At 69.1% G+C, this 13,863-nt stretch carries 15 protein-coding genes; 12 read left to right on the top strand and 3 right to left on the bottom strand.

Annotated features, from left to right (window positions below):
* Nucleotides 1-10: 10 nt before the first annotated feature.
* On the bottom strand, nt 11-751 hold the full coding sequence (locus AC07PA_RS31650) for a phosphonate utilization associated transcriptional regulator (RefSeq protein ID WP_494609544.1): 741 nt from the start codon (nt 749-751) through the stop codon (nt 11-13).
* Nucleotides 752-908: 157 nt separating this feature from the next.
* On the opposite strand from AC07PA_RS31650, the gene AC07PA_RS31645 reads away from it, so the two are divergent.
* The 6 genes from AC07PA_RS31645 (at nt 909) to phnX (ending at nt 7,717) form a co-directional block, all read left to right on the top strand.
* Entirely contained in the window at nt 909-1,943 is a 1,035-nt protein-coding gene (locus AC07PA_RS31645) for a putative 2-aminoethylphosphonate ABC transporter substrate-binding protein (protein ID WP_494609543.1), read from the top strand.
* 62 nt (nt 1,944-2,005) lie between these two features.
* On the top strand, nt 2,006-3,124 hold the full coding sequence (locus AC07PA_RS31640) for a putative 2-aminoethylphosphonate ABC transporter ATP-binding protein (protein ID WP_494609605.1): 1,119 nt from the start codon (nt 2,006-2,008) through the stop codon (nt 3,122-3,124).
* Complete coding sequence (locus AC07PA_RS31635) at nt 3,121-4,836, top strand: putative 2-aminoethylphosphonate ABC transporter permease subunit (RefSeq protein ID WP_494609542.1); 1,716 nt, start codon at nt 3,121-3,123, stop codon at nt 4,834-4,836. Before AC07PA_RS31640 ends, AC07PA_RS31635 begins: the two co-directional genes overlap by 4 nt.
* Before the next feature lie 165 nt (nt 4,837-5,001).
* Nucleotides 5,002-5,706, top strand: a complete 705-nt coding sequence (locus AC07PA_RS31630) for an HAD family hydrolase (protein WP_007858510.1) — start codon at nt 5,002-5,004, stop codon at nt 5,704-5,706.
* A complete protein-coding gene (locus tag AC07PA_RS31625; RefSeq protein ID WP_494609541.1) occupies nt 5,703-6,839 on the top strand; it encodes a TIGR03364 family FAD-dependent oxidoreductase in 1,137 nt (378 codons plus the stop codon). The genes AC07PA_RS31630 and AC07PA_RS31625 overlap by 4 nt, the downstream gene beginning before the upstream one ends.
* Nucleotides 6,840-6,868: 29 nt before the next feature.
* Nucleotides 6,869-7,717 (top strand): phosphonoacetaldehyde hydrolase, encoded by an 849-nt coding sequence (gene phnX / locus AC07PA_RS31620; protein ID WP_494609540.1) that lies wholly within the window; start codon nt 6,869-6,871, stop codon nt 7,715-7,717.
* A 109-nt stretch (nt 7,718-7,826) separates the two neighbouring features.
* Here the strand turns inward: phnX and AC07PA_RS31615 are convergent, their stop codons facing one another.
* A complete protein-coding gene (locus tag AC07PA_RS31615) occupies nt 7,827-8,363 on the bottom strand; it encodes a hypothetical protein (RefSeq protein WP_494609539.1) in 537 nt (178 codons plus the stop codon).
* 67 nt (nt 8,364-8,430) lie between these two features.
* Here AC07PA_RS31615 and AC07PA_RS31610 point away from each other — a divergent pair, with 67 nt between their 5' ends.
* The 3 genes from AC07PA_RS31610 (at nt 8,431) to AC07PA_RS31600 (ending at nt 10,194) form a co-directional block, all read left to right on the top strand.
* Nucleotides 8,431-8,823, top strand: coding sequence for a hypothetical protein (locus tag AC07PA_RS31610; protein ID WP_494609538.1), 393 nt, complete (start codon nt 8,431-8,433; stop codon nt 8,821-8,823).
* A gap of 106 nt (nt 8,824-8,929) precedes the next feature.
* Nucleotides 8,930-9,745, top strand: a complete 816-nt coding sequence (locus AC07PA_RS31605; RefSeq protein ID WP_494609537.1) for an enoyl-CoA hydratase/isomerase family protein — start codon at nt 8,930-8,932, stop codon at nt 9,743-9,745.
* Nucleotides 9,745-10,194, top strand: coding sequence for a MaoC family dehydratase (locus AC07PA_RS31600; RefSeq protein WP_494609536.1), 450 nt, complete (start codon nt 9,745-9,747; stop codon nt 10,192-10,194). Before AC07PA_RS31605 ends, AC07PA_RS31600 begins: the two co-directional genes overlap by 1 nt.
* Here AC07PA_RS31600 and AC07PA_RS31595 read toward each other — a convergent pair.
* Nucleotides 10,167-10,952: a phytanoyl-CoA dioxygenase family protein gene (locus AC07PA_RS31595; protein ID WP_494609535.1), complete on the bottom strand. Its 786-nt coding sequence runs from the start codon at nt 10,950-10,952 to the stop codon at nt 10,167-10,169. The two genes, AC07PA_RS31600 and AC07PA_RS31595, sit on opposite strands and share 28 nt — an antisense overlap.
* Nucleotides 10,953-11,069: 117 nt before the next feature.
* Here AC07PA_RS31595 and AC07PA_RS31590 point away from each other — a divergent pair, with 117 nt between their 5' ends.
* From AC07PA_RS31590 to AC07PA_RS31580, 3 genes are all read left to right on the top strand, one after another.
* Nucleotides 11,070-11,588 (top strand): sigma-70 family RNA polymerase sigma factor, encoded by a 519-nt coding sequence (locus tag AC07PA_RS31590; protein ID WP_494609533.1) that lies wholly within the window; start codon nt 11,070-11,072, stop codon nt 11,586-11,588.
* The gene (locus AC07PA_RS31585) at nt 11,585-12,589 is read left to right on the top strand and encodes a FecR domain-containing protein (RefSeq protein ID WP_494609532.1); all 1,005 of its coding nucleotides are present in this window, start codon (nt 11,585-11,587) and stop codon (nt 12,587-12,589) included. Before AC07PA_RS31590 ends, AC07PA_RS31585 begins: the two co-directional genes overlap by 4 nt.
* Nucleotides 12,590-12,722: 133 nt before the next feature.
* Nucleotides 12,723-13,547, top strand: a complete 825-nt coding sequence (locus AC07PA_RS31580) for a class I SAM-dependent methyltransferase (protein WP_494609531.1) — start codon at nt 12,723-12,725, stop codon at nt 13,545-13,547.
* Nucleotides 13,548-13,863 lie beyond the last annotated feature (316 nt).

The following is a 13,863-nucleotide window of genomic DNA, read 5'->3' as shown; positions in this document are numbered from 1 at the left end:
TATCTGTCTATCAGGCCGCGACCGTGCGCCGCGCGCCCGGGTTGGTAGCCGGTACCGCTTGCGCTGAGTGCCGGGCCTCGTAGTTCAGGCGCGTGCGCTCGCGGCTGTTCATCACGTGGTCGTGCATGGCCTGGCCGGCGGCCTCGGCGTCGCCCGCGGCGATGGCCTTGACGATTGCCCGGTGCTCGCGCGAGTACACGGCCATCGATTCCTCCGTGAGGTTCTGGCGGCGGAACAGCGACAGCTCGTTGACCAGCTTGCGGTAGGTGGCCACCAGCTTGGCATTGCCGGCCAGCTCCAGCAGCCGGTCGTGGAACTGCAGGTTGAAGCGGTGGTAGTCCTGCGCATTGCCGCCCTTGACGGCCTGGTCCATGGCGTCGACCAGCTGGCGCAGCTCGCGCACCTCGGTGGCGGTGGCGGTCTGCGCGAGCTTGCGACCCACGTACAGGTCCATCACGGCGCGCACCTCGAAGATCTCCAGCGCCTCCTCGATCGGCACGGCGCGCACGAACACGCCGCGGTTCTTCTCGGTGCGCACCAGGCCGGTTTCCTCCAGCAGGCGAAAGGCCTCGCGCACCGGCCCGCGCGACACGCCCAGCTGGTCGGCCAGCGTGGCTTCGGTGAGCTTGGCGCCGGGCAGCAGAGTGCCGTCCAGAATCATGCGCTCGATCTCGTTTTGCACCAGCTTGGGCAGCGAATTGCCCTGAAGCTGTGCAATGGTGGTCTGGGTGGTGGAAGGGGGTTTCGCCATGGGGTGCAATGGTACGTCGCAGAGTACAGATTGTCTACAATCTACGATATTCAATAGACAATCAACCGGGTTGGCCTGCATTTTGCATCAGCAATGTGTCATGAAGATGACTTGTCGCGTCGGCATATTCGCCGCTTCTCTGACCCGGAGTTCTTCCATGCAAATTGCCAAACACTTCATTGCCGCAGCCCTCGGGCTGGTTCTTGCCGCTGCCGCCCATGCGCAAAAGACCGAGCTCGTGGTCTACACCGCGCTCGAGACGGACCAGCTCAAGGCCTACCAGGAGGCCTTCAACAAGGTGCACCCCGACATCGCCATCAAGTGGGTGCGCGACTCCACCGGCGTCATCACCGCCAAGCTGCTCGCCGAAAAAGCCAACCCCCAGGCCGACGCCATCTGGGGCGTGGCCGCCTCCAGCCTGGCCCTGTTCGACAAGAGCGGCATGCTCGAGCCCTATGCGCCGTTGAACCTCGACGCCCTGATGCCGCAGTACCGCGACAAGAAGACCACCCCCGCCTGGTGGGGCATGGACGTGTTTGGCGCGGTGGTGTGCTTCAACACGGTCGAGGCCAAGAAGAAGAACATTGCCCTGCCCACGACCTGGAAGGACCTGCTCAAGCCCGAGTTCAAGGGCCAGGTGGTCATGCCCAACCCCGCCTCTTCGGGCACCGGCTATTTCGACGTGGCCGCCTGGCTGCAGCTGTGGGGTGATGACAACGGCAAGGGCGGCGGCTGGAAGTACATGGACGCGCTGCACGAGAACATCGCCCAGTACACGCACTCGGGCTCCAAGCCCTGCAACATGGCGGCGGCTGGCGAGTTCGTGGCCGGCATCTCCTTCGAGTACCGCGGCTACACCAACAAGGCCAAGGGCGCGCCCATCGAACTGGTGTTCCCCAAGGAAGGCCTGGGCTGGGACCTGGAAGGCTTTGCCGTCTACAAGGGCACCAAGAAGCTCGACGCCGCCAAGAAGCTGGCCGACTGGGCTTCGTCCAAAGACGCGATGATCCTGTACGGCAAGAACTTCGCCATCACCGCGCAGCCCGGCGTGGCGCCCAAGCTGGCCCACATCCCGGCCGACTACGAGGCGCGTCTGATCAAGATGGACTTCGACCAGTCGGCCACCAGCCGCGAGCGCGTGCTGGCCGAATGGACGCGCCGCTACGACACCAAGAGCGAAGCGAAGAAGTGATGTTCGCCCCCCGAGAGGCCCTGGACGGGCGCGGCGGTGAGCCGCTGCCCGCAAAGGCGACCATGCACACCACCACCACCCCCGCTGGCGATACCTACCTGGAACTGCATGGCGTGCACAAGCGCTATGGCGGTTTCACGGCGCTGGAGAGCATCGACCTGGCGATCGCACGCGGCGAGTTCGTGTGCTTCCTGGGCCCCTCGGGCTGCGGCAAGACCACACTGCTGCGCACCATCGCGGGCCTGGAGACGCAGACCACCGGGCGCATCCTGCAGGCCGGGCGCGACATCTCGGTGCTGCCGCCCGCGCAGCGCGACTACGGCATCGTCTTCCAGTCCTACGCGCTGTTCCCCAACCTCAGCATTGCCGACAACGTGGCCTACGGCCTGGTCAATCGGCGCCAGCCGCGCGCGCAGATTGCCGCGCGGGTGGATGAACTGCTGGCCCTGGTCGGCCTGCCCGGCAGCGGCGGCAAGTACCCGGCGCAGATGTCCGGCGGCCAGCAGCAGCGCGTGGCGCTGGCGCGCGCGCTGGCCACTTCGCCCGGGCTGCTGCTCCTCGACGAACCGCTGTCGGCGCTCGACGCCATCGTGCGCGTGCGCCTGCGCAACGAGATCCGCGCGCTGCAGCGCGAGTTGGGCGTGACCACCGTGATGGTCACGCACGACCAGGAGGAGGCGCTGTCCGTGGCCGACCGCATCGTGGTCATGAACCACGGCGTGATCGAGCAGGTGGGCACGCCCGCGCAGGTCTACCGCGAGCCGGCCTCGCCCTTCGTGGCCGAGTTCATCGGCAAGGTCAACCGCCTGCAGGCCGTGGCAGAGGGCGGTGGCTGGTTCCGCTGTGGCGACAAGCGCCTGCAGTGCGCCCCCGGCGCGGGCGCTGATTTTCGCGCCGGCCGGGCGGTGCAGCTGTACCTGCGGCCCGAGGACCGCATCGTCGGCACGCTGGGCGACGACACCCCGGGCCTGTGCACCGGCCGCGTGCTGCGCATCGAGTTCCTGGGCGGCAACTGCCTGGCCGAGGTGGATGTGGACGGCCTGCCGGGCCAGCCGCTGCAGCTGCAGTACTCGCTCAACCAGATGGACGAGTTCGGCGTGCGCGAAGGCGCGCTGCTGCGCTTTGCGCTGCGCATGGACCGGCTGCGCGTGTTCCCCGCCGCCGAAGGAGTGCAGGCATGAACGCCATGGCGGCCACCGTGGCCGCGCCCCCGCTGCGCCAGCGCCTGCACTGGAGCGACCGAATCGCCCACGGGGGGCTTCTGGCCATCGTGCTGCTGCTGGTGCTGGGCCTGCTGGCGCCGCTGGTGGCCATTCTCTCGCAGTCGCTGCAGGGCAACGGCGCGGGTGCCGGCCTGTCGGCTTTCACCTCCTACCTGGCATCGCCCGCGCTGCTGGGCAGCCTGTGGAACAGCGTCTGGGTGTCGCTGCTGGTCACGGCCATCGTGGTGCCGCTGGCTTTCACGTTTGCCTACGCGCTCACGCGCAGCTGCATGCCGGGCAAGGGCCTGTTGCGCAGCACCATGCTGCTGCCGCTGCTGGCGCCCTCGCTGCTGTCAGCCATCTCCATGATCTACTGGTTCGGCAACCAGGGCATTGCCAAGGACTTCTGGCAGGGCCTGGGTTTCAGCGGCATCTACGGCGCCCCCGGCATCGTGCTGGCGCAGTGCTTTGCCACCTTTCCGCATGTGCTGATGATCCTGGTCACGGCCCTGTCGCTGGCCGATGCGCGCCTGTACGAAGCCGCCGACGCCATGGGTACGGGCATGGTGCGCAAGTTCTTCACCATCACGCTGCCGGGCGCCAAGTACGGGCTGATATCGGCCGCGCTGGTCTGCTTCACGCTGGTGATCACCGATTTCGGCGTCCCCAAGGTGGTGGGCGGCAACTTCAACGTGCTGGCCACCGATGTGTTCAAGCTCGTCATCGGCCAACAGGATTTTCAGCGCGGTGCCGTGGTGGCCCTGTTGCTGCTGCTGCCCGCGGTGCTGACCTTTGGCGTTGATGCGCTGGTGCAGCGCAAGCAGACCGCCACGCTCACCGCACGTGCCGTGGCCCTGGTGCCCCGGCGCCGGCGCGGCTTCGACACGCTGATGGCGCTGTACTGCCTGGCCATCGCGGCGCTGGTGCTGGCCATGTTCGGCATGGCGGTGTTCGCCTCCTTCGCCAAGTTCTGGCCCTACAACCTGGCGCCCAGCCTCAACCACTATATCGCCGGCCTGGTGGATGCGGGCGTGTCCACCGCGCTGTTCAACAGCCTCCAACTCGCCGCCGGCACCGCCGTGGTGGGCACCGTGGTGGTCTTCGTGGGGGCCTACCTGCTGGAGAAGACGCGCGGCATGGACGCACTGCGCCCCGTGGTGCGCCTGCTGGCCATGCTGCCCATGGCCGTGCCAGGGCTGGTGCTGGGCCTGGGGTACATCTTTTTCTTCAATGCGCCCGGCAACCCGCTGAATGTGTTCTACCAGACCCTGCCGCTGATGGTGCTGTGCACCGTGGTGCACTTCTACACCACGGGCCATATCACCATGGTCACCGCGCTCAAGGCCATCGACGCGGAGTTCGAAGCCGTCTCGGCCTCGCTCAAGGTGCCGCAGTACACCACCTTCTGGCGTGTGACCCTGCCGATCTGCCTGCCCGTGCTGCTCGATGTGTCGCGCTACTTCTTCATCAACGCCATGACCACCATCTCGGCCGTGGTGTTTTTGTACTCGCCCGACACGCGCCTGGCCTCGCTGGCCATTCTCAACCTCGACGAAGCCGGCGACACCGGCCCCGCCGCCGCCATGGCCGTGCTCATCGCCGCCACCTCGGCCGTGGTCACGCTGGCGTACCTGGGCCTGGGTAAGCTCGTCGACAAGCGCACCCAGGCCTGGCGGGCACCGGCAAGATGAAGCACCCCCTGAGTCGCTTCGCGCCTTCCCCCTCTCTCGTCTCGCTACGCGAGTCGGGAGGGGGACGCTCCCGGTGCAGCGGGGCGGCCCTTGCACGGGAGCACTTGCCTTGGACGCGCCAGTTTCATGCCCCCTGGGTCATACGCAGCACTGTGGATATCTGAAATGCACCCCCGCCTTGCCATCTTCGACCTGGACAACACCTTGCTCACCGGCGACAGCGAGGTGCTGTGGCTCGACTACCTGCGTGCCAAGGGTCTGCTCGATGCCACCATGGCCGAGCGCAATGCCGACATGGACCGCCGCTACCACGCCGGCACCGTCGCGCCCGATGCGTTCTGCAGCTTCTACGCCGCGCTGTTCGCCGGCCGCACGCCGCAACAATGGCAGCCCCTGCTGGACGGGTGGTTCAGCCATGTGATCGCCCCGCGCATCCCCGAGTCCGCACACGCGCTGGTGCAGCGCCACCGTGATGCGGGCGACATGCTGGTGCTGAGCACCGCGTCGAGCCGCATCCTGGCCGAGCCCAGCGCGCAGGCGCTGGGCTTTGACCACCTGATCGCCACCGAGCTGGCACTGCTGCCCGATGGCTGCTTTGCCGGCCGCACCGAGGGCACGCTCAACATGCGCGAAGGCAAGCTGCTGCGGCTGTATGACTGGCTGGTTGCGCGCGGCGTGGATGCCGATGCCGATGCCGCGCTGGCCAGCGCCGCGTTCTACAGCGATTCCATCAACGACCTGCCCCTGCTGCAGGCCGTGGGCCACCCCGTGGTGGTGGACCCCGACCCGCGCCTGCTGGCCGAGGCCCAGGCACGCGCCTGGCCCGTGCTGCGGCTGGCGCGCCATTCTCTTGCCACCGAGACAACATGACGACAAGCAACCCTTCTGAATCCCACTTCGACCTCATCGTGGTCGGCGCCGGCATCGTCGGCCTGGCCCATGCCTACACCGCCGCAAAGCGCGGCCTCAAGGTCTGCGTGGTCGAGCGCGACGCCGCCTGCGTGGGCGCATCGATCCGCAACTTCGGCTTCATCACCGTCACCGGCCAGGGCGCGGGCGACACCTGGCGCCGTGCCCGGCGCGCGCGTGAGGTCTGGGGCGACGTGGCGCCGCAGGCCGGCATAGCGGCCGTGCACCACGGCCTGTACCTGAGTGCCTTCCGCCCGCTGGCGCACACCGTGCTCGAAGCCTTCATGCGCACCGGGATGGCCGAGGGCTGCGAGCTGCTGGACACGACCGAGGCCGCACGCCGTGCACCCGCACTGCAGTTGGGCGGCGCCCAGTCCGTGCTCTACAGCCCGCACGAGATGCGCGTGGAATCGCGCACAGCCATCGGCCTCTTGGCGCGCTGGCTGGCCGAGGCGCACGGCGTGCAGTTCCGCTTCGGCGAAGCCGTGCTGGAGGTGGCCACGCCGCGCGTGCGCACCTCGCGCGCCGTGCTGCATGCCGAGCGCGTGGCCGTGTGCACCAACACCGAACTGCACGGCCTGTTCGCCGAGCGCCTGGCGCCGCACGACCTGCGCCTGTGCCAGCTGCAGATGCTGCGCGTGGTGCCCGAGCCCGGCTTTCAGCTGCCCGGCTCCGTGATGGCCGACCTGAGCCTGGTGCGCTACCACGGCTACAGCCGCCTGCCCGAGGCCGCGCCCCTGCTGGAACAGATGCGCCGCGAAGAGGGCGAGTCGCTGGACCACGGCATCCACCTCATCGTGGTGCAGAGCGCCGACGGCTCGCTGGTGGTGGGCGATTCGCACCACTACGGCGCCGCCCCCGAGCCCTTTGCCAGCGAACGCGTGGATGCCCTCATCCTGCGCCACCTGCGCGAAACCCTCAAGCTGCGCGAGGCCACCGTCAGCGCGCGCTGGGTCGGCACCTACCCCTCGTCGGCCAGCACCGACTGCCTGATCGACGCCCCCGACGACGCCACCCGCGTGGTGCTGGTCACCAGCGGCACCGGCGCCAGCACCGCCTTCGGCATTGCCGAGGACGTGTTCGCCGCCTGGTAGAGCCCCTCACATATTCAAGCCACAGAACCATGAGCAACACCACCCCGTCCGTCCCCGCCGTATCGACCGCGCGCGACCAGTTGAGCGCCGTCGTCTTCGACTGGGCCGGCACCATCCTCGACTTCGGCTCCTGCGCGCCCATGGGCGCCTTCGTGCGCCTGTTCGAGCAGTTCGGCATCACCCTCAGCATCGCCCAGGCGCGCGGCCCCATGGGCATGGCCAAGTGGGACCACATCCAGGCCCTGGGCCGCCTGCCCGAGGTCGCCGCCCAGTGGCAGGCCAAGTATGGCCGGCCCCTGACCGACGCCGACGTGGACCAGCTGTACGAAGTCTTCACCCCCCTCAACGCCGCCGTGGTGCCCGACTTCAGCGGCTTCATCCCCGGCGCACTCGATGCCGTGGCGGCCGTGCGCGCGCGCGGCCTCAAGGTCGGCTCCACCACCGGCTACAACCGGCCCATCATGGACATCGTCAGCCCCATCGCCGCCCAGGGCGGCTATGTGCCCGACAATCTGGTCTGCGCCGGCGACCAGGCCACCGGCCGGCCTACCCCGCTGATGATGTGGCAATGCTTTGCCGACCTGGGCATCTGCTGGCCCGCCACCGTGGTCAAGGTCGACGACACCGAAGTCGGCGTGCAGGAAGGCTTGGCCGCCGGCACCTGGGCCGTGGGCCTGGCCGTGAGCGGCAACGCCATGGGCCTGCCCCTGGCCGAATGGCAGGCCCTGGGCCCGGCCGAGCAAGCCGTGCGCCGCGCCGCGGCCGAGGCCAAGCTGCGTGGCGCCGGGGCGCACTACGTCATCGACTCGGTGGCGGAGTTGGCGCCAGTGCTCGATGCCATTGCTGCGCGGCTGGCGCGGGGGGAGCAGCCGGCCTAAGGTCGGCAGGACGTTGGTGGAGACGACCCCTGCGCCTGTGGCTGCAAAAACGACAGGCAGCAATCCCGCAGGGTTGTCCGCTGCCGCGGGTGCACAGGCGGGCGGACCGTCAAACCCGCCGCGCACTCACCAGCGAACACCCGCCGCCCTGCACCGTCGCCTCTCCCTCGAAGCGCGCCGTCGGCGCCCAAGCCCCGGCCAGGCCCGAATCGCTGACCAGGCCCTGCCAGGTCCAGTGGATGCGCACAGACGCCTGCTGCGCCGCCTGCGCGAGGTCGGGGAAGCTGCGCGACAGCGGCACCACGCCCTCGGCGTGACCGGAGGGCAGCACCCTGACCGAACCCGATGGGGTGGGGGCCACCGCTGCCGCAGGCCCCTGGAGCCGCTGCGCGCTGGTGCCCTGGCGCTCCGCCGTGATGCGCAGGCTGCGAGAGGAGGGCGTCCACGGCGCCGTATCACCCGACACCCAGACCGTGCGCTCGCTGCGGTTGCGCAGCTCGAACACCAGGTCGATGCCGGCCGTGCCGGCGACGCAACGGGTATGCACCTCCAGGATGTCCGGGGGTACGTCGGCGGAGAAGGCGGCGCCAGCCAGCAGGGCGAGCAGTGCGGTTGCCAGCAGGCGCCTGGACCTGGGCTTGGTCATGGAATCGGATGGCATCAGAGGGTGATGGACTACATTGGCCGGCAGTGTCCCACGAAACAGGATGCACATGCCAATCCGTATGCCGACGCGGCGCCAGATCTTTGTTCTTTTGCTCTTGCTGTTTGCAGTGACGGCAGTCAGCTACGGCTGGCTGTTCAACAGCGAACCATACCGTTTCGCACGGGATTTTGTGGTCCGCGATGAACGGGTCCTGCAGGTGACGGGAGTGCAAAGATCCAGCCGGTTGTCGCTGCTCTTTGCACGGGGCACTTTCGGGGAGCGGCGGGGCGAAGGGGCGCTTACCTTCGTGGTGAAGGTGGAGCGCGGTGATTTCGATGTGATTGTCGGGCTTGAAAGGCGCGACGGGCGCTGGGCCGTGGTCAGGGCGCAGGCGGTGCCTGCCCAAGGTGCGACGGTGGACATCGTGGGCAAACGGGACTGCGAGCCCTGCCGGCCCTGACACGAAGGTGGCCGCCCTGGCGCCATCGCCTCCGCGGATTGCCACCGGGCTTCTCCCCTGAGACGGCGTGTAAGCTGCCACACCGGAACCACAGGAGACAAGCCACATGGACGACCCGCAAGCACAACCCTGGGACCTCGGCCCCCACCTGCAGGTGCGCATCGCCGATGACGGCGTGGCGCACGTCATCTGCGGCCCCGCAGGCGGCATGCCCTTCACCGACATACAGGGCCATGCCCACCTGGGTACCGTGTGGGGCCGGCTGCATGCCACGCCGGGCGTGCGCAGCATCCTGGTGCGCAGCGAGGGCAAGGGCTTTTGCGCGGGCGGCTCGCCCGAGCTGGTGTCCGCCATGCTCGACAGCCACGACGCCCGGCTGCGCACCATGCAGGAGGCCCGCGCCATCGTGCAGGGCATGATGGACTGCGACCTGCCCATCGTCTCGGCCATCAACGGCGCAGCCGTGGGGGCAGGGGCTGCAGTGGCGCTGATGGCGGACATCACCGTGGCCGGCCAGCGTGCCAAGATCATCGACGGCCACACGCGCCTGGGCGTGGCGGCCGGCGACCATGCCGCCGTGCTCTGGCCGCTGCTGTGCGGCATGGCCCGGGCCAAGTACCACCTGCTGCTGTGCAACACCATCTCGGGCCAGGAGGCCGAGCGCATCGGCCTGGTCAGCCTGGCCGTGGCCGATGAAGAGCTGGACGCCCGGGCCCTGCAGATCGCGCAGGAGCTGGCGCGCGGCAGCCCCACGGCGCTGGCTTTCACCAAGCGCAGCCTGAACCACTGGTTGCGTGCGGCCTGGCCGGCCTTCGAGCATTCGCTCGCGCTGGAGATGCTGGGCTTTGCCGGCCGCGATGCGCGCGAGGGCTTTGCCGCGCTGAACGAGAAGCGGCCTGCCAGTTTCGGAGGGGCGCAGTAATGAAGTTCGCCGAATTCCATGCCGGCCAGGTCATTTCGGCCGGGCCTTATACCGTGACCGAGGGCGAGGTGCTTACCTTCGCCAAGTCGTACGACCCGCAGTGGTTCCACACCGACCCGGCCGCCGCGCAGGAAGGGCGCTTCGGCGGCCTCATCGCCAGCGGCTGGCACACCTGCGCCATCGCCATGCGGCTGGTGGCAGACAAGGCGCTGCACGGCTCCGAATCCTTTGCCTCGCCGGGCATCGAATACATCCGCTGGCCGCACCCGGTGCGCCCGGGCGACCAACTGGTGCTCACGGCCACGGTGCAGGAGGTGCGCCGCTCCGCCAGCAAGCCCGGCCTGGGCATCCTGCGCTGGCGCTGGGAGTTGGTGAACCAGGACTCGGCCGCAGTGCTGGACCTGGTGGCGACCAGCCTGTTTCAGCTGGATGGTGAAGCTGTGGGCTGAGGCTGCAAGGCCACGGACCAGCCCGTCACCGTCTCTCGCTCGCCCACCAACTCCATCCCCGCCACCCCGACCTGCACGATGACATTGCGCCGGGGCCGGGCGCTGGTGTTGCCGGGGCCACCGTGGACCACCTTGGGGTGGATCAGCACCAGGTCGCCCGGTGCGCATTCCGCCGCCACGCCGTGGTGCGCGGCGTAGCGGTGCTTGCCTCCGCCACGTTGCTCCGCGCTCGCGTAGCCATCGTCCACCCGGTGGCTGCCCAGTAGGAAGCGCGTGTCACCGCCATGCTCGGCCATGCCATCCAGGCACACCATCACGCGCAGAAAGCGCGAATCCGTGCCGCTCAGGTAGCCGTTGGGAAAATCCCGGTGCCAGCCGATGGCGCGGCCAAAGCCCGGGTGCTTGGTGGTCGCGTTCATGAAGTGCGCGACCAGCCCGGTGCTGCCCAGCGCGTGCGCGCAGGCATCGACCAGCGCTGGCAGTTGCAGCAGGGCGCCAAACTGCGGCGCATAGCGGCACAGGTCGCCCAGGATGAAGAGGGCATCGCCCACCTCGGTGGCTGGGATGCCGTTGCGCCCCGCGTCGGGCAGGTCCTTCTCGAACACCAGGTCGCGCGCCTGATCCTCGGCGCTGCATTGGAGCGCTGCGGCTTCGGCACGGGCCAGCCATGCGCCCATGGCGGTGAGCAGGTGGGCGGGCACGGCATCGGTCACCACGCCGTAGCCGGCGGATTCATAGCGGTGCAGATCGAATGGCATGCGGGGTGTGTTGCGGGCATATCCCTTGGCCTGCAAGGGCGCTGAGGCTATGAATTGAGAATTGTTCTCAATTATAATTTCTGCGATACCCCCATTCTCTTTGCCCATCCCTGCCGCATGAGCACCGCTGACCCCGGCCTGGTCCACACCGACCACGACACGCACACCCTGTACAGCCACCACCATGGCTGGCTGCGCGCGTGGCTGCAGCGGCGGCTGGGTTGCCGGGACGAGGCGGCCGACCTGGCGCAGGACACCTTCGTGCGCGTGCTGCTGCGCCCCCAGGCACTGCAGGGCCTGCGCGAGCCGCGCGCCTACCTCACCACCATCGCCAAGGGCCTGGTGTCCGACCTGTGGCGCCGCCGCGCGCTGGAGCAGGCGTACGTGGACGCACTGGCCCTGATGCCCGAGCCGATGGCCCCGTCGCCCGAAGAGCGCGCGCTGGTGCTCGAAGCCCTGCACGAGATCGACGCCATGCTCGACGGCCTGGCGCCCAAGGCGCGGCAGGCCTTTCTGCTGTCGCAACTGGAGGGCCTGGGCTATGCCGAGATCGCGCTGCAGCTGCAGGTGAGCGAGCGCACCGTCAAGCGCTACATGGCCCAGGGCTTTGAGTGCTGCCTTCTGGCAATGGAATGAGTGAACCAGCCATGGGCAGCGCCACCTCCGCCACCAATCCGGATTCCGCCCCTGTCAGCCGCGCCGCCCTGCGCGAAGCTGCGCAGTGGCTGGTGCGCCTGAACTCCGGCCAGGCCCGGCCCAACGACTGGCAGGCCCTGGCTGCCTGGCGCGCCCAGGATGCCGCCAATGAACAGGCCTGGCAGCGGGCCGAGCGCCTGTCGCGCACCTTCGGCGCCGTGCCCGCGGGCCTGGGCCTGCCGGTGCTGGCCCGGGCCGAACGCACGGCCGCCGCCAACCGCCGCGCCGCGCTGCGCGTGCTGGCCCTGGTGGGCACCGTGGCACCGGCTGCATACCTGGGCTGGCGCCACGCGCCCTGGCAGCAGTGGGCGGCCGAGCACCGCACCGCCACGGGCGAGCGGCGCAGCGTCACGCTGGCCGATGGCTCCGAGGTGCTGCTCAATACCGCCAGCGCGCTCGACGTGGCCTTCGACGCCCACGAGCGCCTGCTGCGCTTGCGTGCGGGCGAGGTGCTCATCACCACGGCCAGGGAGTCCGCTGCCCGCAGCTTCCGCGTGGAGACGCCCGGCGGCTGGCTGCGCGCCCTGGGCACCCGCTTTGCCGTGCGCCTGCTCGATGAAGACACAGTGCACCTGGCCGTGGCCGAAGGCGCGGTGGAGATCACGCCACGCCACGGAGCGCCCCAGCGCATCCTGCAGGCGGGCGAGCAGTGCCGCTTCACCGCCGCCGGCGTGCAGGCCCCCACCGCGCTGGGCGAGCAGGCCCTGGCCTGGGCGCAGGGCGTGCTGTATGCCGACGGCATGCGCCTGGACGACTTCGCGGCCGAGCTGGCGCGCTACCGCCCGGGTGTGGTGCGCTGCGACCCGGCCGTGGCGGCGCTGCGCATCTCGGGTGCCTTCCAGCTGCACGACACCGAGTACATCCTGGCCATGCTGCGCGAGACCTTGCCGGTGCAGGTGGTGACGCGCACGCGGTACTGGGTCACGCTGGTCCCGGCCTGAGGGGCTGCCTGCCAGCTCCCGCTGGCGCCATGCGTGCCTTTTTCTCACGCATGGCCGCTGCAAATCTCGTTTGTCCGTACGCCGGTCTGTGGCCAGCATGGAGGCCTTCACCATCCCCGGGAGGCCTTTGTCCATGCCTGCAGACAACAACAACAACAACAACGACCACAAGCTCGCCGCCACCATCAACCGGTCCGCCGACGGCAGCGCGGGCGACGTCAACTACGGTGCCGTGGGGGCCAGCTACTCCGCGTACCGCCAGCCCGAGCCGCGCATCGCCGCGCTGATCGAGCAGGCCCTGGGCGACGCGGCCGCCACCGTGCTCAACGTCGGTGCCGGGGCCGGGTCGTACGAGCCCACGGGCCGCACCGTGACCGCGCTCGAGCCCTCGCAGTCCATGCGCGAGCAGCGGCCTGCGCACCTGCCGCCTGCCGTGGACGGCGTGGCCGAGCACCTGCCGTTTGCCGATGGCGCCTTTGACGCAGCCATGAGCACGTTTTCCATCCACCAGTGGAGCGACGTGGAGGCCGGCCTGCGCGAGATGCGGCGCGTGGCGCGCGGGCCCGTGGTGGTCCTCACCTGCGACCCGCTGGCGGTGCAGAATTTCTGGCTGGCCGGCTATGCGCCCGGGGTGCTGGCGGCCGAGGCGCGGCGCTATCCGGCCATGGACCGGATGGCTGCGGCGCTGGGTGGGCGGGTGGAGGTGTTGCCGGTGCCGATTCCGTGGGATTGCAGGGATGGGTTCAATGAGGCGTATTACGGGCGGCCGGAGATGCTGTTGGTGCCGGCTGCGCGGACGGCTTGTTCGGCATGGGGGTTTGTGCCGGCTGTATCGGTCGATGCGAGTGTGGAGGCGTTGCGGGGGGATCTGGTGTCGGGGGCTTGGGATGCGCGGTATGGGTTTTTGCGCAGGCAGGCGGTTTATCAAGGGGCGTTGCGGTTGGTGGTGGCGCGTTGAGTTTTTGCTGCTCTTGCTGCCTTTGCTGCCCTTGCTGGCGGCGTGCTTTTGCTAAGTGCGGGGGCCGGGATGTGCGCCCGGCGGCGCAGTAACTTTCTCTTGCGTCGCCAAAGAAACGTACCCCAAAGAAAGGCGACCCCGCTGCCCGTGTCCCCCTCGCCTGTGGCGAGGGGGCAGCCTGTGATGCTCGGTCCTGGGGTGTGCCGCAGAACTCGCTGCGTTCTTCGAACTCCGCTCAGACAGCTGCGGCAAGCCAGACAACGATGCGCGTGTCCTTCGGCACGCGCTCACCCCAGGCCCTGCGCTTCTCGGCACG

The sequence above is a fragment of the Acidovorax sp. GW821-FHT09B03 genome, from assembly GCF_059418305.1.
The sequence above is the reverse complement of the archived record's forward strand: the minus strand, read 5'-3'. Positions and strand labels throughout refer to the sequence as shown.

Excerpts from the sequence above, each read along its gene's own strand:
- AC07PA_RS31595 (WP_494609535.1), bottom strand. The coding sequence starts at position 10,952 with ATGCCATTCGATCTGCACCGCTATGAATCCGCCGGCTACGGCGTGGTG.
- AC07PA_RS31615 (WP_494609539.1), bottom strand. The coding sequence starts at position 8,363 with ATGACCAAGCCCAGGTCCAGGCGCCTGCTGGCAACCGCACTGCTCGCC.
- AC07PA_RS31605 (WP_494609537.1), top strand. The coding sequence starts at position 8,930 with ATGGACGACCCGCAAGCACAACCCTGGGACCTCGGCCCCCACCTGCAG.
- AC07PA_RS31600 (WP_494609536.1), top strand. The coding sequence starts at position 9,745 with ATGAAGTTCGCCGAATTCCATGCCGGCCAGGTCATTTCGGCCGGGCCT.
- AC07PA_RS31650 (WP_494609544.1), bottom strand. The coding sequence starts at position 751 with ATGGCGAAACCCCCTTCCACCACCCAGACCACCATTGCACAGCTTCAG.
- AC07PA_RS31640 (WP_494609605.1), top strand. The coding sequence starts at position 2,006 with ATGCACACCACCACCACCCCCGCTGGCGATACCTACCTGGAACTGCAT.
- AC07PA_RS31645 (WP_494609543.1), top strand. The coding sequence starts at position 909 with ATGCAAATTGCCAAACACTTCATTGCCGCAGCCCTCGGGCTGGTTCTT.
- AC07PA_RS31625 (WP_494609541.1), top strand. The coding sequence starts at position 5,703 with ATGACGACAAGCAACCCTTCTGAATCCCACTTCGACCTCATCGTGGTC.
- AC07PA_RS31610 (WP_494609538.1), top strand. The coding sequence starts at position 8,431 with ATGCCAATCCGTATGCCGACGCGGCGCCAGATCTTTGTTCTTTTGCTC.
- phnX (WP_494609540.1), top strand. The coding sequence starts at position 6,869 with ATGAGCAACACCACCCCGTCCGTCCCCGCCGTATCGACCGCGCGCGAC.
- AC07PA_RS31630 (WP_007858510.1), top strand. The coding sequence starts at position 5,002 with ATGCACCCCCGCCTTGCCATCTTCGACCTGGACAACACCTTGCTCACC.
- AC07PA_RS31585 (WP_494609532.1), top strand. The coding sequence starts at position 11,585 with ATGAGTGAACCAGCCATGGGCAGCGCCACCTCCGCCACCAATCCGGAT.
- AC07PA_RS31590 (WP_494609533.1), top strand. The coding sequence starts at position 11,070 with ATGAGCACCGCTGACCCCGGCCTGGTCCACACCGACCACGACACGCAC.
- AC07PA_RS31580 (WP_494609531.1), top strand. The coding sequence starts at position 12,723 with ATGCCTGCAGACAACAACAACAACAACAACGACCACAAGCTCGCCGCC.
- AC07PA_RS31635 (WP_494609542.1), top strand. The coding sequence starts at position 3,121 with ATGAACGCCATGGCGGCCACCGTGGCCGCGCCCCCGCTGCGCCAGCGC.